This is a genomic window from Sphingobium sp. BYY-5 (genome assembly GCF_022758885.1).
Lineage (GTDB): Bacteria > Pseudomonadota > Alphaproteobacteria > Sphingomonadales > Sphingomonadaceae > Sphingobium.
On sequence record NZ_JALEBH010000001.1, the window covers coordinates 1,280,788 to 1,306,287 of the forward strand.

Sequence of the window (25,500 nt, forward strand, 5' to 3'; positions counted from 1 at the left end):
TATCGGTCGCAATGACCGACCTTTTCGATCCCGATGATCTTCCCGCCGCGAATGGCGCAGCGGACACCGCTCCCCTTGCGGACCAGTTACGCCCGCGCACCCTGACCGACGTGGTGGGTCAGGAACATCTGACCGGCCCGGAAGGGGCGATTGGGCGGATGGTGGCGGCGGGACGCCTTTCCTCCATCATCTTCTGGGGGCCGCCCGGCACCGGCAAGACGACGATTTCGCGCCTGCTGGCCGATGCCGTCGGGATGCGGTTCGAGCCGATCTCCGCCGTCTTTTCCGGCGTCGCCGACCTCAAGAAAGTCTTCGCTGCGGCAAAGGAGCATGGCCGACGCGGCGAGAAGACTTTGCTCTTCGTGGATGAAATCCACCGCTTCAACCGCGCGCAGCAGGACAGTTTCCTGCCCTTCGTTGAGAACGGCACCGTCACCCTGGTCGGCGCAACTACGGAGAATCCGAGCTTCGAACTGAACGCCGCGCTCCTTTCCCGCGCGCAGGTGCTGATCCTTCGCCGCCTGGACGCCACTGCCCTGGAACAATTGCTGGACCGCGCCGAAGCCCTGACCGCGCGTCCGCTGCCGCTCGACGCCGCTGCGCGCGAGGCGCTGCTGGCGAGCGCCGACGGCGATGGCCGCTTCCTGCTCAACCAGGTCGAAACCCTCTACTCCATCGACATCACCGAGCCGCTCGATCCGGCGGGCCTTTCCGCCCTGCTTCACCGCCGCGTCGCGGTTTACGACAAGGATCGGGAGGGGCATTACAACCTGATCTCCGCCCTGCATAAGTCGCTGCGCGGGTCCGATCCGCAAGCGGCGCTTTATTATATGGCGCGGATGCTGACCGCGGGCGAAGAGCCACTCTATGTGCTGCGCCGCCTTGTCCGGTTCGCGACCGAGGATATCGGCCTGGCCGACCCGCAGGCCGTGGTCCAGTGCCTCGCCGCCAAGGATGCCTATGACTTTCTTGGTTCGCCGGAGGGCGAGCTGGCGATCGTGCAGGCCTGCCTCTATTGCGCCACCGCGCCCAAATCCAACGCCGCCTATATGGCGATGAAAGCGTCCTTCAGGTCGGCCCGCGACACCGGATCGCTGATGCCGCCCATGAACATCGTCAACGCCCCCACCAAGCTGATGAAGCAAGTCGGCTACGGCAAGGGCTATCAATATGACCATGACGCGGACCAGGGTTTTTCCGGCGCCAATTACTGGCCGGAGGAGATGGAGCCGCAGACCTTCTACAACCCCAGCGATCGCGGCTTCGAAGCGCGAATCGCCGAGCGTATCGCCTATTGGAACAAGCTACGGACTGAGCGCGGACCGGCATGACGCCCCACTTCGCGCGCTTCGCCGCGATCGACTGGTCGGGCGCCAAGGGAGCGCGACACAAGGGAATCGCCGTCGCCCTGTGCGAAGCCGGAACCGCCGTGCCTCGCCTGATCCCCGCACCTGACAGCATCTGGTCGCGGCAGGCAGTGGCCGACTGGCTTGTCGAGACGGCGGCCGAATCCGCTACCCTGTTCGGCTTCGACTTCAGCTTCGCACCGTCCTTTGTCGCGCGTGGCGCTTATCTGCCCGGCGATCCGGTGCCGGAGGATGGCCCGGCCTTCTGGGCCTATGTCGATGCCATCTGCGCCGATACGGACCTGGGCGCGGCGAGTTTGCTGGAAGTCACCCATCGTCCCCATTTCTATTTCGGCAAGGCGGACGGTGTGAAGGCCGCCTTCATGCACAATCGCGCCTGCGAAGCCCATTATAATGCGGGCGGCGGCGGCAAGCCTTCGACCGTCTATGATGCGATCGGCGCGGCGCAAGTCGCCAAGGCGAGCTTTGCGGGGATGCGGCTGCTGCATCATGTGCAGCGCCAGGTGCCGGTCTGGCCCTTCCATCCCCTGCCCGCTGCCGGATCGCTGGTCGTGGAAATCTACACCAGCATAGCCGCACGCGCAGCGGGACGACCCAAAGGCCGCACCAAGATGCGGGATCTGACCGCGCTGAACGATGCGCTGGCGGCTTTGGGCACAGCCGGTCATGACGGCCCGATGCCGGACGACCATGGCGCCGACGCGATCGTCACTGCCGCCTGGATGCGCAAATCGGCGCTTTGCCCGGAACTTTGGACGCCCCCGGCGCTAACCCCGCAAATAGCGCGAACTGAGGGCTGGACCTTCGGCGTGATCTAATAGTAAGGGCGTCGCACCCGAAATGGCGGGCCGGATTAGCACAGCGGTAGTGCAGCGGTTTTGTAAACCGAAGGTCGGGGGTTCGATCCCCTCATCCGGCACCATTTCCCGTCAAATATGCCAGCCCCAAACGCAAAATGGGGGCCGGCATTGCTGCCGGTCCCCACTTCCGTCGGGTCTAGCGATCCGCGTCTCTTGCGAGATGCGATCATCGGCCCGGCGTATCCTTCGCATCATCCTCTGAAAGAGGTTGCTACTCAGGTTTTGCTCCGGGGCTTTGGCCAAAGGCCGCCTTCCCGGCGCTGGTCGCTTGTCCCCGATACCCGACGTTCACTTTCGCGCGTACCCGGCAACGGCTTCAAACGTCCTGTCCGTCAGCGTCAGCGCCGTCCTTGCGGACCTTACCTGCCGGCGAACCATCGACCCGAATTAAATATCTGATTTCTCATCTATTTTTGGATCAGGATCACTCCGTTTCCATCGTTCCGATAAGAGGAAGGTGTCACCTTATCCGAGTCGTTCAAAGCGAAATCCGACAGATTTTTGACAGGTCCACGCGCAAAACTGTGGATAAGTGTGGATAAGTTTTGCCGCATCGGTCAGCCGGGCGGCGACCAGCCCGGCGGCGCCAGGGTAAAGCCCGCAAAATCAAAGCCCGGCGTCACCGTGCAACTGACCAGCGCCCATCCGCCCTGTGGCGCGGCGGCCTGCCAGTGATGCGCAGGCACCCAGCCCTGCGGCCTCTGCCCCGTCAATATGTCCGGCCCCAGTAGCAGGTCGCCCGCCGCTTCCCCTTCCGCGGCGATCGACAGGACCAGCGGTGCGCCCATATGCCAGAACCAATGCTCGTCGGCATCGACCCGGTGCCAGTGCGATCGCTCATGCGCCTCCAACAGGAAAAGAATCGCCGTGCCCGCAGCCCGTTCGCCCGATGCGGAGGCAGCGCGCCATGTCTCCCGATACCATCCGCCTTCGGGATGGGGAGCGAGTCCCAGCGTCTCAATCAACGCCCGCCCGTCCCGCCCATCGTCCGCGCGCATCCCTTCACCTCAAATTTTATTTCTGGAGAAACAGCATCTTAGATTGTTGTATGAGGTTCATGCAACCTCGATCAATATTGGCGGGTTCAAACGACAAACTACGCTATCGGAGGAGATATTCATGCGTAAAGCCCTGTTGGCCCTGGCCGCCGTTTCGCTGGCCGTTCCCGTGTCGATGGCAGTGCCGACCGACGGCGCCCAGGCCCGCAAAAATTATCGCTACAAGGAATGGCGCGGTCGCGATGGCCGCACCTATTGCCGCAAGTCCAACGGGACCACCGGCCTGATCGTCGGCGGTGTCGGCGGCGCACTGGCTGGCCGTGCGATCGATACGCATGGAGACCGTGCGACCGGCACCATCCTGGGCGCAGCCGGCGGTGCGCTGCTCGGCAAGGCGATCGACAGCAAGCGCACCTGCCGCTGATCGGCGCTCAACAAAAAGGGGCGGCTTTCCAGTTGGAAAGCCGCCCCTTTTTGTGGCGATGAACGCCGGATCGCTTAGGCCGGATCGACATTCACGGTTTTAAGCGCTTCCTAAGCCGTCATGCCGGACTTGATCCGGCATCCAGGGCCACAAAACGCATCGCCTGCGACTCTGGACCCCGGATCAAGCCCGGGATGACGTTGGAAATGAAGCTGAGCCTTCTGCCTAAACCTGAACGCCGGATCGCTTAGTTCGAAGCCGCGCCCCGCGCGTCTTCAACTTTGAAGTTGACCTGCTGGCCGCCCGACACACCCGAAACCTTGCCGTTCTTGACCGACAGGTTGAAAGCGACGGCGTCGGGGAAACGACGGCCCGAAATCACCTTGCCAGTCTTGGTGTCCTTCACCTCGTAGACATAGGTGTAGCCTTCGTGGGTGAAGCGCTGCTTGGGGGCTTCCTCGGCGGCCTGACCGGCGGTGGCGGCGATGGCGCTCAGGGCGCCGGCGACAATGAACTTGGACAGCATTCGCATGGGTATACTCCTTGTGAATGCCGATCAAACACCTCTGGTTCTTATTCTTGTTCTGTTGAAACCTTCATATGTTGCACTGCGGCATAACCACAATCGCAAAAAATGACGGTCCGATTGCATCATGTGCAACCGGGGGCCATTGCTTCCTTCAAGCCTTTGACATGGCGACGATATGATCGAACTGCACCTTGGTCAGCGGCGAGACGGAAAGCCGCGACTGGCGCAACATCACCATGTCCGCCAGCGCCGAATCGGCCTTCATCGCCTTGAGCGTCACCGGCTTTTCCAGCTTTTCATATGGTCCGACATGGACGGCGATCCACTTGCCGGTCTCATCCGTGCTGTCGGGCGCGGCTTCCTCGACGATCGTCATGATGCCGACCGCCTCCACCCCAATATTGCTGTGATAGAAGAGGGCAAAGTCGCCCTTGCGCATTGCCTTCATATGTCCCTGCGCCGCATGGTTGCGCACGCCGTCCCATTCGGCCTTCCCCTTTTCGACCAGGTCGTCATAGGAAAAGACGTCGGGTTCCGATTTCATCAGCCAATAGTTCATTTTGCCTCCTTGCAACAGCGGCCCGGCGCGATCAAGGATGCGTCCATGTGCGGGCGGTCCCATATGGATGTCACGCCCCTTGTCGATATTTGGAGATTGAGACGTGTCGCAATCGGTGCTGGAGCAGGTGCCTGTCCTGTCGATGGCGGAGATGCCCAAGGCGGATTTCGCCAGGGCCTTCGGCGAATCCTTCCAACGCTTCGGCTTCGCCATGGTGCGCGACCATGGCATGGACCAGGCGCTGGTCGATCAAGGCTGGACGCTGGCCCGTAGTTTCTTCGACCTGCCCGAAGATGTGAAGCAGCGCTACAACGCCAAGGTGAATGGCGGCCAGCGCGGTTACACCGCCTTCGGCACCGAAATCGCCAAGGGCGCGAGCGAGAATGACCTGAAGGAATTCTGGCATGTGGGTCGCGATCTGCCGGCGGGCGATCCCCTCGCCGAAACCATGCCGCCCAATATGTGGCCCGACGAAATGCCGGAGTTCGAGCCGGTCTTCGCCAGGCTCTATCGTGAGTTCGATCGAGTCGGCGCGAAATTGCTGTCAGCGATCGCCCTCTATCTCGGCCTGCCCGAACGCTGGTTCGACGGCCCGGTCGAGAATGGCAATTCCATCCTCCGCCTGCTCCACTATCCGCCCGTGTCGCCCCAGGCGCCCGGAATCCGAGCCGGCGCGCATGAGGATATCAACCTCATCACGCTGCTATTGGGCGCGGAAGAAGGCGGGCTGGAGTTGAAGGACCGCGATGGAAACTGGCTGCCGGTCGTCCCGCCGCCGGGCGCGCTGGCGATCAATGTCGGCGATATGCTGCAACGGCTGACCAACCATGTGCTGCCGTCGACCAGCCATCGCGTGATCAACCCGCCGCCGGAGCGGCGCGGCCATTCGCGCTATTCCATGCCCTTTTTCCTGCACTTGCGCCCGGATTTCATCATCGATGCGCTACCCCAATGTGTGACCGAAGAGAATCCGCGCCGGGAAGCGCCGATCAGCGCCCATGACTATCTGACCGAGCGACTGATCGAGATCGGGCTAATCAAGAAGGGGTGAAACAGCTTATTTCCGCCCGCGCCCCAGGGTGATGCCGATCTCCTCGCCCCGCTCGCTCAGCGCCAGCTTGACGATCTTCACCTCGACATGGCTGACCTTGTCGTCCTGAAGGAATATGGTGTCGATGATATGGTCGGCCACCGCTTCGATCAGGGTGAAATGCACGCCTTCGGGCAACGCGGTGGATGCGGCGTGCTTCAGGTCCATGTAGTTTTTGGACTGGGCAAGCGGCGTCACCGGCTCGTAATGATCGGCGATTCGCAGGCGCGCGCGGATGGAAATGCGCAACGGCTGGGGGAGATGCGTCTCCTCCGAATAGATGCCGGTCAGAACATCGACGTGCAGGTTGTTGACCTCCAGCGTCAGAAAATCATCAAATCCAGTGTGCATAGCCCGCCACATGCGGCCCATATCCTGCGGTCAGGAAGGGCCTATTTAGTCTTTCATTTTGCGGCATGGGCGCTAAAGCCCGCCGCTCCGGCGCTGCCCCATGCGCCATTGATGGCGGATCGGCAAGACGTGTCTCACATTCTTCCCCTGGATAGTCAGCCTGACGAAGCAATCGAGCATCTGCTCGACGCCGCTTTCGGCACCGACCGTCATGGCCGCACCGCCTATCGCATCCGTCAGGGAATGCCCTGGCTCCCTGCCCTGTCCTTCGCCGTGGTGGATGATGCGGGCGCGCTTATCGGATCGCTGCAAAGCTGGCCGGTGGCGCTGACCCAGGCCGATGGTTGCCAGATCCCGCTCATCATGGTCGGCCCGGTCGCGGTCGCCCCCGCGCACCAGCAGGGGGGGCATGGCCGCGCGATGATGGATGCCGTCATCGCCGCCGCGCGGGAACAGCGCACCGAACCGCTGATGATGATCGGCGATCCCGAATATTATGGCCGCTTCTGGGGCTTTACCGACGAAGGCACGAGCGGCTGGGACGCGCCCGGCCCTTTTGAGAAGCGCCGGCTGCTGGCGCTGTCGGTCGATGGCCGGCCGGTCGGCGGCGTGGGAATCTTGGCGCCGCGGATCGCCGTCGCCGCCTGAACCGCTCCCCAAATACTTCTTTGCCTTCGGGACGGCGCGCCCCTATCTCCGGCCCATGCCGATGGAGCCATTGCCCGACCTGTCCACCCTCTCGCTGGCCGACATAGCCCGCCTTCTGGCGGAAAAGCGCCTGCCGCCGGTCGAGAAATGGAATCCCGACCATTGCGGCGACAGCGAGATGCGGATCGCCCGCGACGGCACTTGGTTCCACCAGGGATCGCCGATCGGCCGCGAGACGATGGTGCGCCTTTTCTCCAGCATATTGCGGCGCGAGCCGGACGGCAGCCACGTCCTCGTCACCCCGGTCGAGAAGCTCGACATCGCGGTGGAGGACGCCCCCTTCGTTGCCGTCGAACTCAAGACCGAGGGCGAAGGCCGCGACCGCACGCTCATTTTCCGCCTCAACAGCGGCGACCTGGTGACGGCGGGACCGGACAATGCGATCGCCCTGCGTGAGACGCCGGACGGCCCACATCCCTATCTGCATGTGCGCGGCGGGCTGGAGGCGCTGGTCACGCGCAGCGTCTATTATGAGTTGATGAACCTGGCTCTGGACGAAAGCGAAGCCCGTGTGGGCCTGTGGAGCAACGGCGCCTTCTTCCCGCTGGATGGCGGGCAATGACCCTGGCGGAGCGGCTGCGCGCCGCGCTCGACGAAGGTCATCGCCGGGAAGCCCTGTCCCTTTCGGATACACGCGATCCACAGATAGAGGGCGACATCGCGCTGGCGCCCGCCGCCGTGCTGGTCGCGATCACCGACCGGCCGGAACCGGGCCTGATCCTTACCGAACGCTCCACGGCCCTGCGCAAACATGCGGGCCAGATCGCCTTTCCGGGCGGCCGGGTGGATGAAGGCGATGCCGACGAGATTGCCGGCGCGCTGCGCGAGGCGCAGGAGGAAATCGCCCTGCCGCCTGCTCAGGTGCAGGTGATCGGCACGACCGACCGCTATCACACATTCACCGGCTTCGACATCGTGCCTGTGCTGGGCGTCATTCCGCCGGACCTGCCGCTGCGCGCGCAGGAGGGGGAGGTCGCCAACTGGTTCGAACTGCCGCTCGCCTACGCGCTCGATCCCGCCAACAGGGCGAAGCGTGAAGTCGAGTTCGCCGGCGCCATGCGTCATTATTATGAGATAATCTGGCAGGAGCGCCGCATCTGGGGCATCACCGCCGCCATTCTCGCCAATCTTTCCCGAAGGCTGGGCCATGACCGTCTTGCTGCCTGACGCCGACTGGCGCCATCGTCCCGGACTGAATAGCCTGCTCGCCGCCCTTGATGCAGCACAGGGCAAGGCCCGCTTCGTCGGCGGGGCGGTGCGCGACGGGCTGCTCGGCCTGCCCGTCAACGATCTCGATATCGCGACCAGCCTTGACCCGCATGACGTGGTCGATCGGTTGAAGGCCGCGGGGATCAAGGCGGTGCCGACCGGCATCGACCATGGCACCATCACGGCCGTCCTGCCCCACGGCCCGGTGGAGATCACCACACTGCGCCGCGACGTGAACACCGACGGCCGGCGCGCCACCATCGCCTATACCGATGACTGGCGCGAGGATGCCGCCCGGCGCGACTTCACCATCAATGCCCTCTATGCCGATCCGCTGACCGGCGAGATCAGCGATTATTTCGGCGGCCTCGCCGATCTGGAAGCCCACCGGCTGCGCTTCATCGGCGACGCATCAGCCCGCATTGCCGAAGATCATCTGCGCATCCTGCGCTATTTCCGTTTCCTGGCGCGCTATGGCGACAACGAACTGGACAGCAAGGCCTATGATGCGTGCGTCACCGCCGCCAACAGCCTGATGGCGCTGTCACGCGAGCGGATCGCCGACGAGATGCTCAAGCTGCTGGGCGTAGCCGCGCCTGTCCATGCGCTACGCTTGATGATCGAGGGGGGCATATTGCTGCCGGTTCTGCCCGAAGTGGCGATGGACGGGATCGATCGGGTCGAACGCCTCATCACGCGCGAAGCGGAAAGCGGCATCGCGCCCTCCGCTTTACGCCGCTTCGCCGCGCTGCTGCCTTCCGACCCATTGCTCGCCGATCAGGTCGGCGCCAGGCTCAAACTCTCCAAAAAGGCGCGCAAGCGGCTGGTCGTTGCACTGGAGTCCGGCGTCGAGGGCGAGCCGCCGCGGGCGTTGGCCTATCGCGTGGGCATGGAGGGCACGGTCGACCGGCTACTGCTCGATTCGGCCCAACCCATCTCGATGCTCGCCCCTCTCGACGGCTGGACCCCACCCGTCTTGCCCATCAGCGGCGGCGCGCTGATCGCGCGCGGCCTGGAACCTGGCCCCGATGTCGCCAAGGCGTTGCAGGACGTGGAGAAACTCTGGGTTGCGGAAGATTTCCCCGATGCGGCGCGCGTCGCGGAACTGGCCGATCAGACCGTCTCGAAATTCCAGCGCGCGCGCCAATAATCGAAGGCATCGGCCTCGCCCATCGGCTTGGCGAAATAATAGCCTTGCCCCTGCCAGCACCCCATCTGCTGGAGCGCATGGGCCAGATCCTGGGTCTCGATACCTTCGGCCGTCACCCGAAGGTTCAGCGATTCGGCCAGCGACAATATGGTGCGGACGATCACCGCCTTGTCATGATCCTCCAGCATCGTGGACACGAAACTACGGTCGATCTTCAATATGTCGATCGGCAGGCTGTGCAGGCTGGCGAGATTGGAGAAGCCGGTGCCGAAATCGTCCATCGCGATCGGCATCTGCAAATCCTTGAGCGCGAACAGCAATTTGCGCGCCTTGTCCGGATCGGCGACGATCGCGCTTTCCGTCAGTTCGGCGGTCAAGCGGCTGCCCGCGATACCGGAATAGCGCAGCGCTTCCTCGAACATCGACGCCACATCGTCGCGCGCCATCTGGATCGGCGAAAGGTTGACGTTAACGCCCACGGGCAGCGGCTGGCCGAATTTTGCGTCCCAGCGCGATAGCGCCTGCGCCGCTTCATAGGCCGCCCAACGGCCAAGCGAGGTGATGAGGCCGCTTTCCTCCGCGACGGCGATGAACTCGACCGGCGACACCTTGCCCAGTTCCTCGTCATCCCAGCGGGCCAGCGCCTCGAACCCGGTAATTTCCCCGGTCTGGAGATGGATGAGCGGCTGATAGGCCAGCGTCAGCCCGCCCTGGGCCAAGGCCTCGCGCAAGCGGCTCTCGATCGAGAAGCGGCGTTGCGCTTCCTTGAGCACGCCGTTGCGATAGATTTCCACCTTGCCGCTGCGCTTGGCGATCTTGACCGCCGCCTGCGCCTTGCGGACCACATCGTCGGGATCTTCCTGCAGGCTGATCGACAGGGCGCAGCCGATCGCGCAGTCCACCCTGATTTGCAGACCGCTCAGCCGGATGGGTGAACTCAGCGCCTCCCTGATCCGCTGAACGATATGAAGAGAGTCAGATAATCCATTGTTAAGACGTGCAAAAATGGCAAAATCATTGCCGCCGATCCGGGCAAGCACATCCCCCTGACGCAGGCAGGATTTCAACCGCTTGGCGACCGTGATGAGCAGTTCGTCGCCCGCCATCGGTCCCAGCGATTCGTTCACCCGGCTGAAACGGCTCAGGTCGATGGCGATGATCCCGAACTGGGCCTGATCCGGCCACATATTATTCTTGAGCCGATCGTCGATCTCCTCGCCGAAGCCCGTCCGGTTGGGCAAGGCGGTCAGCCCGTCGGACAGAAGTTCCCGACGCAGATTCTTCTCGATCGCCCGCTCGGTCGTCCGGTCCGTCACCGTCAGCAGGACATGATGCGCATCATCTTCGTCCATCGGGAGACGCCCAAGCGTGCACATGAAATATTCCGGCCCCAGCTTGCCGTCCCGCCGCATCTCGAAGTTGATGGATTGGCTGTCGGACTGGATGAAGTCGGTGATGCGTTCCCTCCATCCATCAGCGCCCTGCCCGTCACTGCCGACACGTCCCTGATAACGTCGAACCGCGTTGAAAAAGTGACCGTTGCCAGAAACGACAGATAAATTATCGTCTTTATAGGATAATATACCGGCCGCCTGCGGCAAAGCCGCCAGCCATTGATCGATCCCCACCACCAGTTCGGGATGTGCGCCATCGCCCTCGCACGGAGGCTCACCACTGGTCTTTTTGACCGGCCAGTTGCGCACGGACATGGATTCCATGTGTCCAGCCTATCGAGAAGTGGTAAATTTTCCGGAAACGTCGTTCAAATTTGCGATCAATCAAAAGCGGTTATCGCGCGGGAAGCCCGTCGGCGGCATTCGCCCAGCCGCCCCGCGTGCGACTTTCCAGGGGCTCATGTCCGATTCGGTTCGAACGCGCCCCGAATCGCCGCCCATGGTCCAGCTCAGACCGTCCGCTAGGCGGAACGCGATCGCATCGGACAGACCGCCGTCACGATAACGCTGTAACTGTACCCCCTGCCCGCGCGCCATTTTCGGTATTTCACCGATCGAAAAGACCAGCAGCTTCCGATTTTCACCGATCACCGCAACACTGTCCGCTTCCGGCGCGACCGGATGGACGACGCTGAGCCGCGCGCCGGTGCGGATATTGACCACCTGCTTGCCCTTGCGCGTTTCCGCAATGACATCGCCCACCGCCGCAAGGAAACCGCGCCCGTCGGATGACGCCAGCAGCAATTCGCCACCAGCCTTGGTGGGCATCAGCGCCACGATCGCGCCTTCATTGTCCATGTCGACCAGCGAACGCACGGGATCGCCGAAACCGCGCCCGCCCGGCAGCTTGTCCGACGCCAGGGTGAAGACGCGACCGGTGGAGGTCGCCAGCAGCAATTTGTCTGTCGTATAGGCGTGGAAGGCAAACTGGGGGCCGTCGCCTTCCTTGAATTTCAATGTATCGGCAGCCGCCAGATCGCGATGCCCGCTCATCGCCCTGATCCAGCCGCGTTCGGACAGGATCACCGTGATCGGCTCACGCTCGATCATCGCCTCCAACGGGATTTCGCGCGCGGGCGCGGCTTCCTCCACCAGCGACCGGCGACGGCCCAGATCGGTCTCCGGCCCATAGCGCGTGCGCAGCGCCGCCAGATCCTTTTTCAGACGGGTGCGCTGGCGGGCCGGGCTTTCGACCAGCTTTTCCAGTTCGTCCTTTTCCTTGAGCAGCTCTGCATGTTCGCGCCGCAGTTCCATCTCCTCCAGCTTGCGCAAGCTGCGCAGACGCATGTTGAGGATCGCCTCGACCTGCCGGTCGTTGAGGGCAAATTCGGCCATCATCACCTCTTTTGGCTCATCCTCGGTGCGGATGATCTCGATCACCCGGTCGAGGTTGAGATAGGCGATGATATAGCCGTCGAGCAGTTCCAGCCGCGCCGCGATCTTGTCGATCCGATGCTGCGCACGACGCACCAGCACGTCGATCTGATGCTTGAGCCATTCGATCAGCAGCGGCTTCAAACCCAGCACGCGCGGCGTATGCGTGGCGTCGAGGACGTTCAGATTCAGCGGAAAGCGATTTTCCAGATCGGTCATCCGGAACAGACTGTCCATCAACACCTGCTCATCCACCGTGCGTGCGCGCGGTTCGATGACGATGCGGATCTCCGTATCGGATTCGTCGCGCACATCCGCCAGGATCGGCAGCTTCCTGTCGTTGATGAGCGCCGCGATCTGCTCGATCAGCTTGGATTTCTGGACCTGATAGGGAATTTCGGTGACGACCGCGACCCAGGTGCCGCGCCCGCCATCCTCCTTGTGCCAGCGCGCCCGCGTGCGGAACGCGCCGCGCCCGGTGGCATAGGCTTCGGCCATGATCGAGGGGTTGTCGACCAATACGCCGCCCGTCGGGAAATCCGGTCCCTTCACGATTTCCATCAGCGCGGCATGATCGGCATCGGGGTTTTCGATCAGCAGGCCGGCGGCGTCGATCAGTTCGGCGACATTGTGCGGCGGGATGCTGGTCGCCATGCCGACCGCGATGCCGGTGGCGCCATTGGCCAGCAGGTTGGGGAAGAGGCCGGGGAAAACCTCCGGCTCTTCATCCTCACCGTTGTAGGTGGGGCGGAAATCGACCGTGCCTTCGTCCAGGCCCGCCATCAGATCGGCTGCCGCCTGGGTCAGCCGCGCCTCGGTATAGCGCATGGCCGCCGCATTATCGCCGTCGATATTGCCGAAATTGCCCTGTCCGTCGACCAGCGGCGTGCGCAACGAGAAATCCTGCGCCAGGCGCACCATCGCATCATAGACCGACGCATCGCCATGGGGGTGATATTTGCCGATGACGTCGCCGACGACGCGCGCGCATTTCTTGTAGGCCGTGGTGTTGCGCGCCGGATTGGCGACCAGCACGTCAGGATTGGCGCCGCCCGGCTCCATCCGCAACAACCGCATCGCCCAGAGCAGGCGGCGATGCACCGGCTTCAAGCCATCCCGCAAATCCGGCAACGACCGCGCGGTGATGGTGGACAGCGCATAAACGAGATAGCGCTGCGAGAGCGCTTCGTCGAACGGGTGATCCTTGATAGCGTCGAACGGGTCGCGAAAATCGGTCATCGCGGACGGCTTAGCAGGCGGACGAGAAGAACGGAACGGGAATTGCGCAGGATCAGAAGCCCGTCAGAAGGATGTCGAGCGCACGCATGATGGCGTCCTGCTGATGGTGCAGCATTGTAACGGGCCGTTTCATCAACCGCGAATGCACCGCGCCAGCCAAGTGCGTGGCCATCATCAGCCGCTTGCCATCTATGTCGAAGCAGGGATGCAGCGACGGCAGGGCGGCAGGCAGATCGCCGGGCGATAACAAAGGCACGACCAGACGGGTGCCCAGATGATCGACATGATCGCTTTGGCAATCGAGCACAAGGCTATCATCCGGGAGGCGATACACACCGAACCGTGCCATCAGAACTGCCGATATTTATCGAGAGGCAATTCGTTATTTTCGGCCCAAATGTTCCAAGCGGCGATCGCTTCCTTATTCTCCTCCTGCCAGCGTCGCGCGCGTTCGGCGGCGATTTCTTTCCGGAGCGCGTCTTCGCACGCACGGGACAGGTTGATACCCAGATCACGCGCATCCGCGACAAGGTCAGCATCAAGCGACAGGTTCGTCGGCTTGCGTATCCCGACCCGTTCCTGCTTCGTCACATCGATCCTCTGCATTTTATATGCGCATGAATATGCGCACAGGAATATACATGTTCGGCCTCAACGCGGCAAGTAGCGTCCCTCCGGATCGGCCGTGATCGCTGCAGCAAATTCCGCGCTGAGCCAGTCGCGGAACGCCTTTACCTTGGGTGTGTTGCGGGCATGGGGCGGATAGACGATCCAATAGCTCGCCACTTCGCGGACATAGGAAGGCACGGCTTCGACCAGCAGACCGGCCTCGACCTCCGCCTTCCACAGGAAATGGTTGAGGATGGCGATCCCCTGCCCCGCGATGGCGGCGCGTCCTTCCATCACCTGGCTGTCGAGCGCGATGCCGGGAGGTCCGTCCGCAGGATCGGCCTCCACGCCCATCGCCGCAAACCATTCATGCCACCATATGTCGTCCGGCGACAGCCGTGGCATGGCATGGAGCGCCTGCGCATCCGCAATCGGGCCATATGCCGCCAACCAGCCGGGACTGCACATCGGGACAAGGCGATTATGGGTCAGCAGCTTCGCCTCCAGCCCCGGCCATTCGCCCTTGCCGCCACGGATCGCCATGTCCACCCCGTCGCGGGCGAGGTCGACCACCGAATCCTCGGCCTGGATGCGGACGGCAAGGTGCGGATGCCGCATCTGGAACGCGCCGATCCGGGGCGCCAGCCAGAGATGGGCGAAGCTGTTGGTGCAACTGATCGTCAGCACCGCCGAATGATCCTGTGTCAGGGCGGCGAAGCCTTGCCGCATCTGGTCGAAGGCGCGGGTCAGGACGGGCGCGATCTCCCGTCCCTTGTCGGTCAGCACCACTTTGCGCCCGACACGTTGGAACAGACTGAGGCCAAGCCGTTCTTCCAATAGCTTCACCTGATAACTGACCGCCGCCTGGGTCATACCCAGTTCCTGCGCGGCGGCGGTGAAGTTTTCCAGCCGCGCGGCAGCTTCAAAGACGCGGATGGCGGACAGGGGCGGCAAGATGGACATCGCCGTTCAAATAAGCTCAGCTTATATGAATCGTCCAGCCTTTTGTTGGCGGAGGCGACGGAAAACGGGCATCTCCCTGACTGCGAGCATCGTACCGCTCTCTTGTCACCGACATATAGGAAGGACCGCATCATGCGCGACGAATATGACGACCGGCTGTGGAATGACGGCCGCACAGTTATCAACCACGGGATCGACCGTCTGATCGCCACGATCATGCAGGCTTTCCGGGTTCTGCACTGCATTCACTGGTCAGCGCCCTGGACGGACGCTTCCGCCCAGGATCGGCACTGCCGATCGTAGATTGAGACCACGCCTGCGCAATGCAGGGTTGCGGTTTCGGCCGGGAAGGCCGACCTTAACAATGTGACCGAAACCCTTCTCTCCCCGCCCGACCTTCCTGCCCCGCCCGTCACATTGTTGACGGAGGCCGCGTTGTTCCTGGACTTCGATGGCACGCTGGCACCGCTTGCCGACACGCCTGACGGCGTGGATGTGGGCGATGACCTGCTTTCGATACTGGCCCGGTCGCGCGACGCGCTGGGCGGGCGCCTGGCGATCGTCAGCGGCCGGTCGGTGGCGACGCTTCGCGATCTGGGCCTGGGCGATTTCCTGCTGGCCGGCACCCATGGGCTGGAGTTTGCGCGTCCGGGCGAATCCGTCAACGCCCCGCCCCGCCCGCCTGCGATCGATGCCGTCGAAGCGGCCTTCCACATCTTTGCCGACGACAAGCCAGGCCTGCTGGTTGAGCGAAAGTCGATCAGCGTCGGCCTCCATTTCCGTCGCGCACCAATATGGAGCGAGGATGCGCGCGATCTGGCTGAACGTCTGGCGCAACAACATGGCCTGACGGTCCAGCGCGGCAAGATGCTCTATGAACTGCGCCCCGGCGGTGCGGACAAAGGCAGCGCCGTGCGGAAACTGATGCAAGACGCGCCCATGGCCGGCGGCGTTCCCCTCTTCATCGGCGACGATGTGACCGACGAGGAAGGCTTCGCCGCCGCCGTCGCATTGGGCGGCGCGGGCATATTGGTCGGCGCACCACGATCGACCCTGGCGACATTCTCCCTGGAACAGGTTACTGCGGTCAGGCATTATTTGACGTTGGGGATCGCCGAACAGAATTTTCGGCGCCTTTCATCCTGACCAGCCATTCCGTTAGCAAAAAGAGGCGCAGACGATCCAAGAAGCAAATCACTCCATCCTGGCCGACAATGAGCGAACGCTCGACCTTTGGCCCATCGGCAACTGCCAGGCTTCCGCGCTGATCGACCGTGCGGGCCGCATGGTGTGGGCCTGCGTGCCCCGCGTCGATGGCGATCCCGTCTTTTCAGCCCTGCTCGATCACAGACAATGGGACGACCCGCAATCGCGCGGTTTCTGGGCGATCGAGCTGGAAAACTGCGTCGCCGTCGAGCAGCATTATATCCGCAACACGCCCATATTGGTCACGCGCCAGAGCGATGCGCAGGGCAATGCCATCGAAATCTATGATTTCTGCCCGCGCCACAAGCATAAGGGGCGGATTTACCGCCCGGTGGCCTTCATCCGCATCGTGCGGCCGGTCGCGGGTTCGCCGCGCATCCGCGTAAGGCTGCGCCCGACCACTAGCTGGAACGGCGACAAGGTGCCGATCAGCTACGGCTCCAACCATATCCGCATGGTCCTGTCCTACATGGCGATGCGCGTGTCGACCAATGCCCCCATCGGCCTCATTTCCCAGGAAAGCTGGTTCCGGCTGGAACAGGACATGCATTTCTTCATGGGACCGGACGAAGGTTTTTCCGACGCGCTGCGCCCGGCGATCGAGCGGATGCTGGACGACACCATCCATGAATGGCAGCTCTGGGTGCGCGGCCTGGCCATTCCCGCCGAATGGCAGGAGGCGGTGATCCGATCCGCCATCACGCTCAAGCTCTGCCAGCATGAGGAAACCGGCGCGATCGTCGCGGCGCTCACCACGTCCATCCCCGAACATGCCGACAGCGGGCGGAACTGGGATTATCGCTACTGCTGGGTGCGCGACGCCTATTATACGGTGGAGGCGCTCAACCGCCTCGGCGCGCTCGACGTCCTCGAAACCTATCTCGTCTATCTCCGCAACATCGTGGACGGCGCCAAGGGCGGGCATATCCAGCCGCTCTATGACGTGCGCGGCAATGCGACCCTGACCGAATGGGAGGCGGAAAGCCTGCCCGGCTATCGCGGCATGGGACCGGTGCGGGTCGGCAACGCCGCCTATGGACAGATACAGCATGACGCCTATGGCCAGATCGTGCTCTCCTCGGTTCAGGGCTTCATCGACCAGCGGCTGCTGCGCATGGCCGGCCATGCCGATTTCGAAGCGCTGGAGGTGGTGGGCGAACGCGCCTGGCAGGTCTACGACCAGCCCGATGCGGGCCTGTGGGAATTGCGCACCCGCGCCCATGTCCACAGCTATAGCGCGGTGATGTGCTGGGCGGCGTGCGACCGCCTGGCCCATGCCGCCGCCGCGCTCGACCTGCCGCTGCGCGAAGCCCATTGGCAGAACCGCGCCGAAACGATGAAGGCCCGTATCCTGAAAGCCGCCTGGCGGGAAGACAGCAAGGCCATCTCCGCCAATTTCGAGGATGACGCCCGCGACGCTTCGCTACTGCAACTGCTCGACCTGCGCTTCCTGGCCGCCGACGATCCCATGTTCGTCGGGACGCTGGCCGCGCTGGAGGCGGACCTGCGCCGTGGCAACAACATGCTGCGCTACAGCACGCCCGACGATTTCGGCGAGCCTGTCACCGCTTTCAACGTCTGCACCTTCTGGCTGATCGAAGCGCTGCATCGCACCGGCCGTACGGAAGAGGCGCGCGCGCTGTTCGAGGAAATGCTGTCCCGCCGCACCGCCGCGGGCCTGCTGTCGGAAGATATCGACCCCGCCACCGGGGAATTGTGGGGGAACTATCCCCAGACCTACTCATTGGTCGGCATCATCAACTGCGCCGTCTTGCTGAGCAAACCGTGGAGCGCGATGCGTTGAGCCGCCTTATTGTCATTTCCAACCGGGTCAGTCGACCCAGCAAGTCCGGCAATCAGGGCGGCCTGGCCCTCGCCTTGTCCCAGGCCTTGCGCGAAAGCCGGGGCATCTGGATGGGCTGGTCGGGCGAAGTCACCGACAATTTCACCGGCCATATCGGCTTTGCCGAGGATGACGGCGTCAAGACGGCGACGATCGACCTGGAAGAGCAGGATGTCGACGAATATTATAACGGCTACGCCAACAAAACGCTGTGGCCGCTGTTCCATTTCCGCATCGACCTGGCCGAATATGCCCGCGATTTCGAGGGCGGCTACAACCGCGTCAACCAGCGCTTCGCCGACACCGCCAGCCCGCTGATCGAGCCGGAAGACGTCATCTGGATACATGACTATCACATGATCCCGCTGGGCCAGATGCTGCGCGACAAGGGGTTGAAGAACCGGATGGGCTTCTTCCTCCACATCCCCTGGCCGCCGACGCGCCTGCTGGTATCGCTGCCCCATCACAAGAAGCTGGTCAGTACCCTCTTCGCCTATGACGTCGTCGGTTTCCATACCGAGGAATGGCTCGAATCCTTCCGCCACTATGTTGACAAGGAGCTGGGCGGCACGATCGAGGGTGACTATGTCACGGTCGGCGATCGCACGATCCAGGCGGTTGCCTGCCCGATCGGCATCAATGCGCAGGAATTCAAGGACGCCGCCGTCAGCCAGGCCGCCGACGAGATGGGCGAACTGGTTCGCGCCTCGCTCCAGAACCGGGTCATGATCGTGGGCGTCGACCGGCTCGATTACAGCAAGGGGCTGGAGGAGCGGTTTAACGGCTATGCCCGCTTCCTGAAAGATCATCCCGAACATCATCGCCAGGTGCTGCTGACCCAGATCGCGCCGCCATCGCGCGGGGAAGTGGAAAGCTACCAGCAGATTCGCGCGACCCTGGACTCGCTCGCCGGGCGCATCAACGGCGAATATAGCGATGTCGACTGGACCCCGATCCGCTACGTCAACCAGGGCTATCCACGCGACAAGCTGGCGGGCATCTACCGCGCGGCGAAGATCGGGCTGGTGACGCCGCTGCGCGACGGCATGAACCTGGTCGCCAAGGAATATGTCGCGGCGCAGGATCCGGAAGACCCCGGCGTCCTCATCCTCTCCCGCTTCGCCGGCGCGGCGATGCAGCTCAAGGACGCGCTGCTCATCAACCCATACAGCCCGGAGGAGATGTCCGACGCGATAAACCGCGCGCTCGCCATGCCGCTGGACGAACGCAAGCGGCGCTGGCGGGCGATGATGGACAGCGTGGAGACGCAGGATATCAGTTGGTGGCGGGAATGTTTCACCAGCCGCCTGATGGCGGTGGACCGCGCCGACCTGCCGGTCGAGACCGAGGAAGCGGCGGGCTGATGGCGCTGCATCAGGCCCGACATCTGAGCATCAGCATCGCCGTGCCGCTGGCGCAGGCTTATGATTTCGCGCATCGGCCGGAGAATTTCCCGCGCTGGGCGTCGGGCCTTGCCTCGTCCCTGCGCCGCACCGCCCAGGGCTGGGTCGCCGACACGCCCGAAGGACCGGCAACGGTCGCATTTTCACCGCCCAATGATTTCGGTATCCTCGATCATCGCGTCGGGATCGCGGGAAAGCCGGAAGTCTATATTCCGCTGCGCCTGATCGAAAATGGCAACGTCACGGAGGTGCTTTTCACCCTGCTACGCCAGCCCGACATGGACGACGCCGCGTTCGATCGCGATGCGGACCTGGTGCGGGCTGACCTGCGCGCGCTTAAGACGTTACTGGAAACGAAGCACTCCGGTTGAGCGTGTGCTGATCCCCAGCTACGCCCAGCCAATGCAGATCGATCATGAAGATGAACCGCGCGGCCTCTGGCCCGCCATCCGCGCCCGATCCGGCGTGATCCTGGGCGCGACCGGCCTTGTCGCCTGGCTGGCCCTGCTGTGGTTCATGTTCGGCGACGTGCTGTAGGCGTAGAGAAAAGAAAAAGGCCGGCGCATTGCTGCGCCGGCCTCTTCATTTTCGCGTGAGGGCAGGACTTCGGGCATTTCTGCCGCGATCGAACCACGGGCGGGGACAGGCCCCGCCCGCTACGATCGCTATTAGAAGTCCATGCCGCCCATGCCACCCATGCCGCCCGGCATCGCAGGAGCGGAAGACTTGTCTTCCGGCAGCTCGGCGATGGAGGCTTCGGTGGTGATCAGCAGACCAGCAACCGAGGCAGCGTTCTGGAGCGCGGTGCGCACGACCTTGGTCGGGTCGATGACGCCGGCGGCGACCAGGTTCTCATAGGTATCGGTGGCTGCGTTGAAGCCGAACGAGGTGTCGTCCTGGTCCAGCAGCTTGCCCGACACGACGGCGCCGTCCTGGCCCGCGTTGCTGGCGATCTGGCGAACCAGAGCGGTCAGCGACTTGCGGACGATGTCCACGCCGCGGGTCTGGTCGTCATTGACGCCCTTGAGGCCGTCGAGCGCCTTGGTCGCGTACAGCAGGGCCGTGCCGCCACCGGGGACGATGCCTTCTTCGACGGCTGCGCGGGTTGCGTGCAGCGCGTCGTCGACGCGGTCCTTGCGTTCCTTGACTTCCACTTCGGTCGCACCGCCAACCTTGATGACGGCGACGCCGCCAGCCAGCTTGGCCAGACGTTCCTGCAGCTTTTCACGGTCGTAATCGGACGTGGTGCTCTCGATCTGCGAACGGATCTGCTCGGTCCGGCCCTTGATCGAGTCGCTGTCGCCAGCGCCATCGACGATGACGGTGTTGTCCTTGTCGATGGTGACGCGCTTGGCGGTGCCCAGCATACCCAGCGTCACGCTCTCCAGCTTGATGCCCAGGTCTTCCGAGATCACTTCGCCCTTGGTCAGGACGGCGATGTCTTCCAGCATGGCCTTGCGGCGGTCGCCGAAGCCGGGCGCCTTGACCGCAGCGACCTTCAGGCCACCGCGCAGCTTGTTGACGACCAGGGTCGCCAGCGCTTCGCCTTCGATGTCTTCCGCGATGATGAGCAGCGGACGGCCCGACTGAACCACAGCTTCGAGGATCGGCAGGATCGACTGCAGGTTCGACAGCTTCTTTTCGTGGATCAGGATGTACGGATCAGCCAGCTCGACAGCCATCTTTTCCGGGTTGGTGATGAAGTAGGGCGACAGGTAGCCGCGATCGAACTGCATACCTTCAACGACGTCCAGTTCGAAGTCGAGACCCTTGGCCTCTTCCACGGTGATGACGCCTTCCTTGCCAACCTTTTCCATGGCTTCGGCGATCTTCTCGCCGACTTCACGGTCGCCGTTGGCGGAGATGATGCCGACCTGGGCAACTTCGGCCGAACCCGAAACCGGCTTCGAACGCGCCTTGATGTCGTCGACAACCTTGTGGACGGCGAGGTCGATGCCGCGCTTCAGGTCCATCGGGTTCATGCCGGCGGCAACCGACTTCATGCCTTCGCGGACGATCGCCTGCGCCAGGACGGTCGCGGTGGTCGTGCCGTCACCGGCGATGTCGTTGGTCTTCGAGGCTACTTCGCGCACCATCTGGGCGCCCATATTCTCGAACTTGTCCTTGAGTTCGATTTCCTTGGCGACCGAAACACCGTCCTTGGTGATGCGGGGCGCGCCGAAGCTCTTGTCGATGACGACGTTGCGACCCTTCGGGCCGAGCGTCACCTTGACCGCGTCGGCCAGGATGTCGACGCCGCGCAGGATGCGCTCACGAGCGTCACGCGAAAACTTTACGTCCTTCGCTGCCATGATCTTTTACCTCTTCTGAGAAATTGCAAAATTTGCGAAGTTCACACCGTTACAGGGTGCTAATTTCCGCCGAAAATCCAAAGATCAGCCAGGTTCGCAGCTTAGCTGACGGCAACCCGGCCCGTCGGCGTCAGCCAACGATACCAAGGATGTCCGATTCCTTCATGATGAGCAGGTCTTCACCGTCGACCTTGACCTCGGTGCCCGACCATTTGCCGAACAGGACGCGATCGCCAGCCTTGACGTCGAGCGGCGTCACCTTGCCGTCTTCGGCCTTGCTGCCGGTGCCGACGGAGACGATTTCGCCTTCCTGCGGCTTTTCCTTGGCGGTGTCGGGGATGATGATGCCACCGGCGGTCTTCTCTTCCGCTTCCACGCGGCGGACGAGAACACGGTCGTGCAACGGACGAAATGCCATGTTGATTGCCTTTCCCTTCGATGTGGGAGGGGTAGCGCACGGAGCCGGGGCGACGCCCCGCAATACCCTGTCCGCCTGTCCTTCTCCCGATGAACCTTTTGGTTGTTAGCACTCCCTGATCGAGAGTGCTAGCGGCATGAATATGGAAAAGTCGTTTCGCTGGTCAAGGGCGGGAAGGCAGAAAATTTCCGCCTGCCCCGAACAATGATCCCCAACAGGACTCGCAAGGCGCTGTCACCGATACGCCCCGCCTGCCCGACCGTCATCCCGACCGCGACGGATTGCGCGGATATTGCGATCATTCCTCTTACATGTCGCTTCGGGAATCTTTGATGACAGCGGCATCCCGCAGCATCGCCTGCGCCACCCGCGCGTTGATCCGGCATAACAGGAAAAGGACCAGAGGATGCCCTATGCAACGATCATCGCCGCCGTCGATGTCAACGATCCCGACCTGGCCCGCGCCGCCATCGCCGGGGCGGCGGAGGTCGCCGGCAAGCAGGGGATCGTCCACATCCTCTATGTCCGCTACCATCTGCCCACCCGCTATTCGGAATTGCTGGCCAGCGATTTCGACGAGCGGGAGGAAGCGGAAGCGCTGGCCGACATGCAGACATGGGCGGCGGAAGCGGGGCTGGACACGGCCCGCACCCAGTTCTTCACCCGGCGCGGCCGCGTACGGGACGAGGTGATGATCGAGGCCGATCGCCGCAAGGCCGACCTGATCGTGCTGGGATCGCACCAGCCTTCCCTCACGTCCCGGCTGCTGGGGTCCAATGCGTCGGCCATCGTCCACCAGTCGCCGGTCAGCGTGCTGGTGGTGCGGACGAATGCGAAATAATCATCGATAGTTGAGAGGCGCTCGGTTGCGGGCGGCAGTGGCGCTTCCTACCTGCGGGCAAGATTTCGCAACATCGGAGCCAGCCCGCATGACCGACAGCTACACCCCGCCCAAAGTCTGGACCTGGAACAAGGATGATGGCGGCCCCTTCGCCTCCATCAACCGGCCGATCGCCGGACCGACCCATGACAAGATACTGCCCGTCGGCAAGCATCCGCTCCAGCTCTATTCGCTTGCCACGCCCAATGGACAGAAGGTGACTATCCTGCTGGAGGAGTTGCTGGAGGCCGGGGTCAAGGCGGCGGAATATGACGCCTGGCTCATCAAGATCGGCGATGGCGACCAGTTTTCCAGCGGCTTCGTCGACGTGAACCCCAACAGCAAGATCCCCGCGCTGATGGACCATAGCGTGTCGCCGCCGCAGCGCGTGTTCGAATCGGGCGCAATCCTGCTCTATCTGGCGGAGAAATTCGGCAAGTTCCTGCCGACCGATCCGGCCAAGCGCGCCGCGACGCTGAGCTGGCTGTTCTGGCAGATGGGCAGCGCGCCGATACTGGGCGGGGGCTTCGGCCATTTCTTCGCCTATGCGCCGGAGAAGTTCGAATATCCGATCAACCGCTACACGATGGAGGCGAAGCGCCAGCTCGACGTGCTGGATCGGCATCTGGCGGAGAATGAATATATCGCGGGCGATGAATATGGCATCGCCGACATCGCCATCTGGCCCTGGTATGGCGGCGTAGCGCTGGACCGGGCCTATGGCGCGGCGGAGTTTCTGGACGCGCAGAGCTACAAGCATCTGCTGCGCTGGGCCAACCAGATCGACGCGCGCCCGGCGGCAAAGCGCGGACGCATCGTCAACCGGACCAGCGGGCCGCTGGAAGAACAATTGCACGAGCGCCACGACGCCGGCGACTTCGAGACGAAGACGCAGGATAAGTTGGAGGGGGTCGCCTGATAGGGCCAGTCCTAACCTTTCTTCGAGCACCGCCTGAAGACGACCATAGAGTGGATATCAATATCCTCCCCTGTAAGGGGAGGGGGACCACGAAGTGGTAGAGGGGTGTCCCGCTATCGTGAGGGTGACACCCCTCCGTCACGCGCTTCGCGCGCGCCACCTCCCCTTACAGCGGAGGGTGCACTACCGTAACCCACATCCGCCACAGTGCCGCGCCCGTCTATCCTTGTTCCAAAAGTGCCAAACGGGCGCGCCCCTCTTTAGGCCAGATCGACATTTACGGTTTTAGAGGTTTCCTACGCCGTCATGCCGGACTGGGTCCGGCATCCAGGGCCACAACGGGCGGCACCTGCGACTCTGGATGCCGGGTCAGGCCCGGCATGACGTTGAAAATGAGGCCAAGGCTTCTGCTTTAACCTGAATGTCGATCCGCCCTAATAGCCCACAGTGAACCGCGCGCGGCTGTGCTGCGGCTTTTCGATCTCGTCCGCCAGCGCGATGGCGTAATCGGCGTAGGAGATGCTGCTATTCCCCTCGGCGTCGACCAGCAGCGCGTCCTTGCCCAGGCGGAAGCTGCCCTTGCGGTCGCCCACGAAGAACAGGGCGGAGGGGGAGAGGAAGGTCCAGTCGATATCATCGACGCCGCGCAGGTAATCGAGGAAGTCCGCGCCCCGGCCGGCTTCGGCCTTATAGGCTTCGGGAAATTCGGGGGTGGTGATGAGCGGCACGCCGGGCGCAACCTCCAGGCTGCCGGCGCCGCCGACCACCAGATAGCGCGGCACGCCGGACGCCCGCACCACGCCGACCAGCGAAGCGGGATCGGTGTCGGAGAACATGACCGCGCTCACCACCGCGTCATGGCCGCGGATCGCCTCGGTCAACGCGGCGGGTTGCTGGACATCGCCCGCGACCGCAGTGACGCCTTCGACCTCCACCGCATTCTCGGGATGGCGCGAAATGGCCGTCACCTGATGCCCGCGCCGCGCCAGTTCCGCGCTGATTTCCTTACCCGCCCGCCCGCTGCCGCCGATGATCGCTATCTTCATGCCGTGTCTCCTTGTGGTTACTGATGGAAACCAGATAGCGATTGGGATATCATGATCGCAAGAAGGCACTTTGCCTTCACCTGGTTACGCCGAGGATACCGCTTGTGAACGCTCCATCTCCCCAACCGCTCCGCATGGGCGATGCTTATAATCCCGACTGTCCGACCCGTCATGTGCTGGACCGGATCGGCGACAAATGGGCGGTGTTGGTGCTGCTGACGCTGAAGGACGGGCCGGTGCGGTTCAACGACCTGCGGCGGCGGATCGGCGCCATATCGCAGAAGATGCTGTCCCAGACGTTGAAGAGCCTGGAGCGCGACGGGCTGGTAAGCCGCGCCGCCTTCCCCACCGTGCCGGTGACGGTCGAATATAGGCTGACCCCGCTGGCCGGCGGGCTGATCGGCATATTGGACCAGATCACCCGCTGGGCCGAAGCCCATGTCGGCGTCATCATGGCGTCGCGACGGGCGCATGATGGGGATACCGCCCTCGCCGCCTGATCCGGCTTGCCGAAATCGCTTGATCCCGTGATGACGCCATCGCATGATATGTCCACGGGGCAAGGCAATCCCCCGTTCAGGCGTTCCCC

Annotated in this window: 29 protein-coding genes and 1 tRNA gene; 18 read left to right on the plus strand and 12 right to left on the minus strand. The window is 63.2% G+C overall.

Translation table 11 applies throughout. The features are described 5' to 3' along the window. The first annotated feature begins 11 nt into the window (after nt 1–11). From MOK15_RS06050 to MOK15_RS06060, 3 genes are all read left to right on the plus strand, one after another. Nucleotides 12–1,331 (plus strand): replication-associated recombination protein A, encoded by a 1,320-nt coding sequence (locus MOK15_RS06050; protein WP_242930770.1) that lies wholly within the window; start codon nt 12–14, stop codon nt 1,329–1,331. Then, complete coding sequence (locus MOK15_RS06055) at nt 1,328–2,185, plus strand: hypothetical protein (protein ID WP_242930771.1); 858 nt, start codon at nt 1,328–1,330, stop codon at nt 2,183–2,185. The genes MOK15_RS06050 and MOK15_RS06055 overlap by 4 nt, the downstream gene beginning before the upstream one ends. Nucleotides 2,186–2,214: 29 nt before the next feature. Beyond that, nucleotides 2,215–2,289, plus strand: a tRNA-Thr gene (locus MOK15_RS06060). Nucleotides 2,290–2,784: 495 nt separating this feature from the next. Here the strand turns inward: MOK15_RS06060 and MOK15_RS06065 are convergent. Next, nucleotides 2,785–3,225, minus strand: coding sequence for a cupin domain-containing protein (locus tag MOK15_RS06065; protein WP_242930772.1), 441 nt, complete (start codon nt 3,223–3,225; stop codon nt 2,785–2,787). A 121-nt stretch (nt 3,226–3,346) separates the two neighbouring features. Here MOK15_RS06065 and MOK15_RS06070 point away from each other — a divergent pair, with 121 nt between their 5' ends. After that, the gene (locus MOK15_RS06070) at nt 3,347–3,649 is read left to right on the plus strand and encodes a glycine zipper 2TM domain-containing protein (RefSeq protein ID WP_242930773.1); all 303 of its coding nucleotides are present in this window, start codon (nt 3,347–3,349) and stop codon (nt 3,647–3,649) included. Nucleotides 3,650–3,896: 247 nt separating this feature from the next. Here MOK15_RS06070 and MOK15_RS06075 read toward each other — a convergent pair whose 3' ends face one another. Together MOK15_RS06075 and MOK15_RS06080 are read right to left on the minus strand one after the other, a co-directional pair. After that, nucleotides 3,897–4,175 carry a hypothetical protein gene (locus tag MOK15_RS06075; RefSeq protein ID WP_242932650.1) on the minus strand — a complete coding sequence of 93 codons (279 nt, stop codon included), beginning with the start codon at nt 4,173–4,175 and terminating at the stop codon, nt 3,897–3,899. Between the two features lie 154 nt (nt 4,176–4,329). Then, nucleotides 4,330–4,737, minus strand: coding sequence for an EVE domain-containing protein (locus MOK15_RS06080; protein WP_242930774.1), 408 nt, complete (start codon nt 4,735–4,737; stop codon nt 4,330–4,332). A gap of 103 nt (nt 4,738–4,840) precedes the next feature. On the opposite strand from MOK15_RS06080, the gene MOK15_RS06085 reads away from it, so the two are divergent. Continuing rightward, nucleotides 4,841–5,788 carry a 2-oxoglutarate and iron-dependent oxygenase domain-containing protein gene (locus MOK15_RS06085; RefSeq protein ID WP_242930775.1) on the plus strand — a complete coding sequence of 316 codons (948 nt, stop codon included), beginning with the start codon at nt 4,841–4,843 and terminating at the stop codon, nt 5,786–5,788. A gap of 6 nt (nt 5,789–5,794) precedes the next feature. Here MOK15_RS06085 and MOK15_RS06090 read toward each other — a convergent pair whose 3' ends face one another. After that, a complete protein-coding gene (locus tag MOK15_RS06090; protein WP_242930776.1) occupies nt 5,795–6,178 on the minus strand; it encodes a dihydroneopterin aldolase in 384 nt (127 codons plus the stop codon). A gap of 111 nt (nt 6,179–6,289) precedes the next feature. Between MOK15_RS06090 and MOK15_RS06095 the strand changes: the two genes are divergently transcribed. Genes MOK15_RS06095 through MOK15_RS06110 form a run of 4 tightly spaced genes read left to right on the plus strand, consistent with a single transcriptional unit; the run spans nt 6,290 to nt 9,245 of the window. After that, the gene (locus MOK15_RS06095) at nt 6,290–6,826 is read left to right on the plus strand and encodes an N-acetyltransferase (protein WP_242930777.1); all 537 of its coding nucleotides are present in this window, start codon (nt 6,290–6,292) and stop codon (nt 6,824–6,826) included. Nucleotides 6,827–6,881: 55 nt separating this feature from the next. After that, on the plus strand, nt 6,882–7,448 hold the full coding sequence (locus tag MOK15_RS06100; protein ID WP_242930778.1) for a DUF1285 domain-containing protein: 567 nt from the start codon (nt 6,882–6,884) through the stop codon (nt 7,446–7,448). After that, the gene (locus MOK15_RS06105) at nt 7,445–8,053 is read left to right on the plus strand and encodes a CoA pyrophosphatase (protein ID WP_242930779.1); all 609 of its coding nucleotides are present in this window, start codon (nt 7,445–7,447) and stop codon (nt 8,051–8,053) included. The genes MOK15_RS06100 and MOK15_RS06105 overlap by 4 nt, the downstream gene beginning before the upstream one ends. Continuing rightward, on the plus strand, nt 8,034–9,245 hold the full coding sequence (locus tag MOK15_RS06110) for a CCA tRNA nucleotidyltransferase (protein WP_242930780.1): 1,212 nt from the start codon (nt 8,034–8,036) through the stop codon (nt 9,243–9,245). Before MOK15_RS06105 ends, MOK15_RS06110 begins: the two co-directional genes overlap by 20 nt. Here MOK15_RS06110 and MOK15_RS06115 read toward each other — a convergent pair. From MOK15_RS06115 to MOK15_RS06135, 5 genes are read right to left on the minus strand one after another with little or no spacing between them, the layout of a single operon-like run. Further along, nucleotides 9,209–10,963 (minus strand): EAL domain-containing protein, encoded by a 1,755-nt coding sequence (locus MOK15_RS06115; protein ID WP_242930781.1) that lies wholly within the window; start codon nt 10,961–10,963, stop codon nt 9,209–9,211. The two genes, MOK15_RS06110 and MOK15_RS06115, sit on opposite strands and share 37 nt — an antisense overlap. 60 nt (nt 10,964–11,023) lie before the next feature. Next, nucleotides 11,024–13,312: a DNA topoisomerase IV subunit A gene (parC, locus tag MOK15_RS06120; RefSeq protein WP_242930782.1), complete on the minus strand. Its 2,289-nt coding sequence runs from the start codon at nt 13,310–13,312 to the stop codon at nt 11,024–11,026. A 52-nt stretch (nt 13,313–13,364) separates the two neighbouring features. Then, nucleotides 13,365–13,661, minus strand: coding sequence for a CcdB family protein (locus MOK15_RS06125; RefSeq protein WP_242930783.1), 297 nt, complete (start codon nt 13,659–13,661; stop codon nt 13,365–13,367). Further along, nucleotides 13,661–13,918: a type II toxin-antitoxin system CcdA family antitoxin gene (locus MOK15_RS06130; RefSeq protein WP_242930784.1), complete on the minus strand. Its 258-nt coding sequence runs from the start codon at nt 13,916–13,918 to the stop codon at nt 13,661–13,663. Before MOK15_RS06130 ends, MOK15_RS06125 begins: the two co-directional genes overlap by 1 nt. A gap of 45 nt (nt 13,919–13,963) precedes the next feature. Continuing rightward, nucleotides 13,964–14,884, minus strand: a complete 921-nt coding sequence (locus tag MOK15_RS06135) for a LysR substrate-binding domain-containing protein (RefSeq protein ID WP_242930785.1) — start codon at nt 14,882–14,884, stop codon at nt 13,964–13,966. A 132-nt stretch (nt 14,885–15,016) separates the two neighbouring features. Between MOK15_RS06135 and MOK15_RS06140 the strand changes: the two genes are divergently transcribed. From MOK15_RS06140 to MOK15_RS06165, 6 genes are all read left to right on the plus strand, one after another. Beyond that, nucleotides 15,017–15,187, plus strand: a complete 171-nt coding sequence (locus tag MOK15_RS06140) for a hypothetical protein (protein WP_242930786.1) — start codon at nt 15,017–15,019, stop codon at nt 15,185–15,187. 63 nt (nt 15,188–15,250) lie between these two features. Beyond that, complete coding sequence (gene otsB, locus MOK15_RS06145; protein WP_242930787.1) at nt 15,251–16,030, plus strand: trehalose-phosphatase; 780 nt, start codon at nt 15,251–15,253, stop codon at nt 16,028–16,030. 94 nt (nt 16,031–16,124) lie between these two features. After that, nucleotides 16,125–17,894, plus strand: coding sequence for a glycoside hydrolase family 15 protein (locus MOK15_RS06150; RefSeq protein ID WP_347567217.1), 1,770 nt, complete (start codon nt 16,125–16,127; stop codon nt 17,892–17,894). Next, complete coding sequence (otsA, locus tag MOK15_RS06155; RefSeq protein ID WP_242930789.1) at nt 17,891–19,297, plus strand: alpha,alpha-trehalose-phosphate synthase (UDP-forming); 1,407 nt, start codon at nt 17,891–17,893, stop codon at nt 19,295–19,297. Before MOK15_RS06150 ends, otsA begins: the two co-directional genes overlap by 4 nt. Continuing rightward, complete coding sequence (locus tag MOK15_RS06160; RefSeq protein WP_242930790.1) at nt 19,297–19,707, plus strand: SRPBCC family protein; 411 nt, start codon at nt 19,297–19,299, stop codon at nt 19,705–19,707. The genes otsA and MOK15_RS06160 overlap by 1 nt, the downstream gene beginning before the upstream one ends. Nucleotides 19,708–19,711: 4 nt before the next feature. Next, the gene (locus MOK15_RS06165; protein ID WP_242930791.1) at nt 19,712–19,873 is read left to right on the plus strand and encodes a hypothetical protein; all 162 of its coding nucleotides are present in this window, start codon (nt 19,712–19,714) and stop codon (nt 19,871–19,873) included. A 131-nt stretch (nt 19,874–20,004) separates the two neighbouring features. On the opposite strand, the gene groL is transcribed toward MOK15_RS06165, so the two are convergent. Then, the gene (groL, locus tag MOK15_RS06170; RefSeq protein ID WP_242930792.1) at nt 20,005–21,648 is read right to left on the minus strand and encodes a chaperonin GroEL; all 1,644 of its coding nucleotides are present in this window, start codon (nt 21,646–21,648) and stop codon (nt 20,005–20,007) included. A 130-nt stretch (nt 21,649–21,778) separates the two neighbouring features. After that, nucleotides 21,779–22,066, minus strand: coding sequence for a co-chaperone GroES (gene groES / locus MOK15_RS06175; protein ID WP_066859148.1), 288 nt, complete (start codon nt 22,064–22,066; stop codon nt 21,779–21,781). Between the two features lie 406 nt (nt 22,067–22,472). Between groES and MOK15_RS06180 the strand changes: the two genes are divergently transcribed. Next, nucleotides 22,473–22,907, plus strand: a complete 435-nt coding sequence (locus MOK15_RS06180) for a universal stress protein (protein WP_242930793.1) — start codon at nt 22,473–22,475, stop codon at nt 22,905–22,907. Nucleotides 22,908–22,995: 88 nt separating this feature from the next. After that, nucleotides 22,996–23,865, plus strand: a complete 870-nt coding sequence (yghU, locus tag MOK15_RS06185; protein WP_242930794.1) for a glutathione-dependent disulfide-bond oxidoreductase — start codon at nt 22,996–22,998, stop codon at nt 23,863–23,865. A 434-nt stretch (nt 23,866–24,299) separates the two neighbouring features. Here yghU and MOK15_RS06190 read toward each other — a convergent pair whose 3' ends face one another. Then, complete coding sequence (locus MOK15_RS06190; protein ID WP_242930795.1) at nt 24,300–24,911, minus strand: NAD(P)-dependent oxidoreductase; 612 nt, start codon at nt 24,909–24,911, stop codon at nt 24,300–24,302. Between the two features lie 104 nt (nt 24,912–25,015). On the opposite strand from MOK15_RS06190, the gene MOK15_RS06195 reads away from it, so the two are divergent. Then, on the plus strand, nt 25,016–25,411 hold the full coding sequence (locus MOK15_RS06195; protein WP_242930796.1) for a helix-turn-helix domain-containing protein: 396 nt from the start codon (nt 25,016–25,018) through the stop codon (nt 25,409–25,411). The last annotated feature ends 89 nt before the right edge of the window (nt 25,412–25,500 follow it).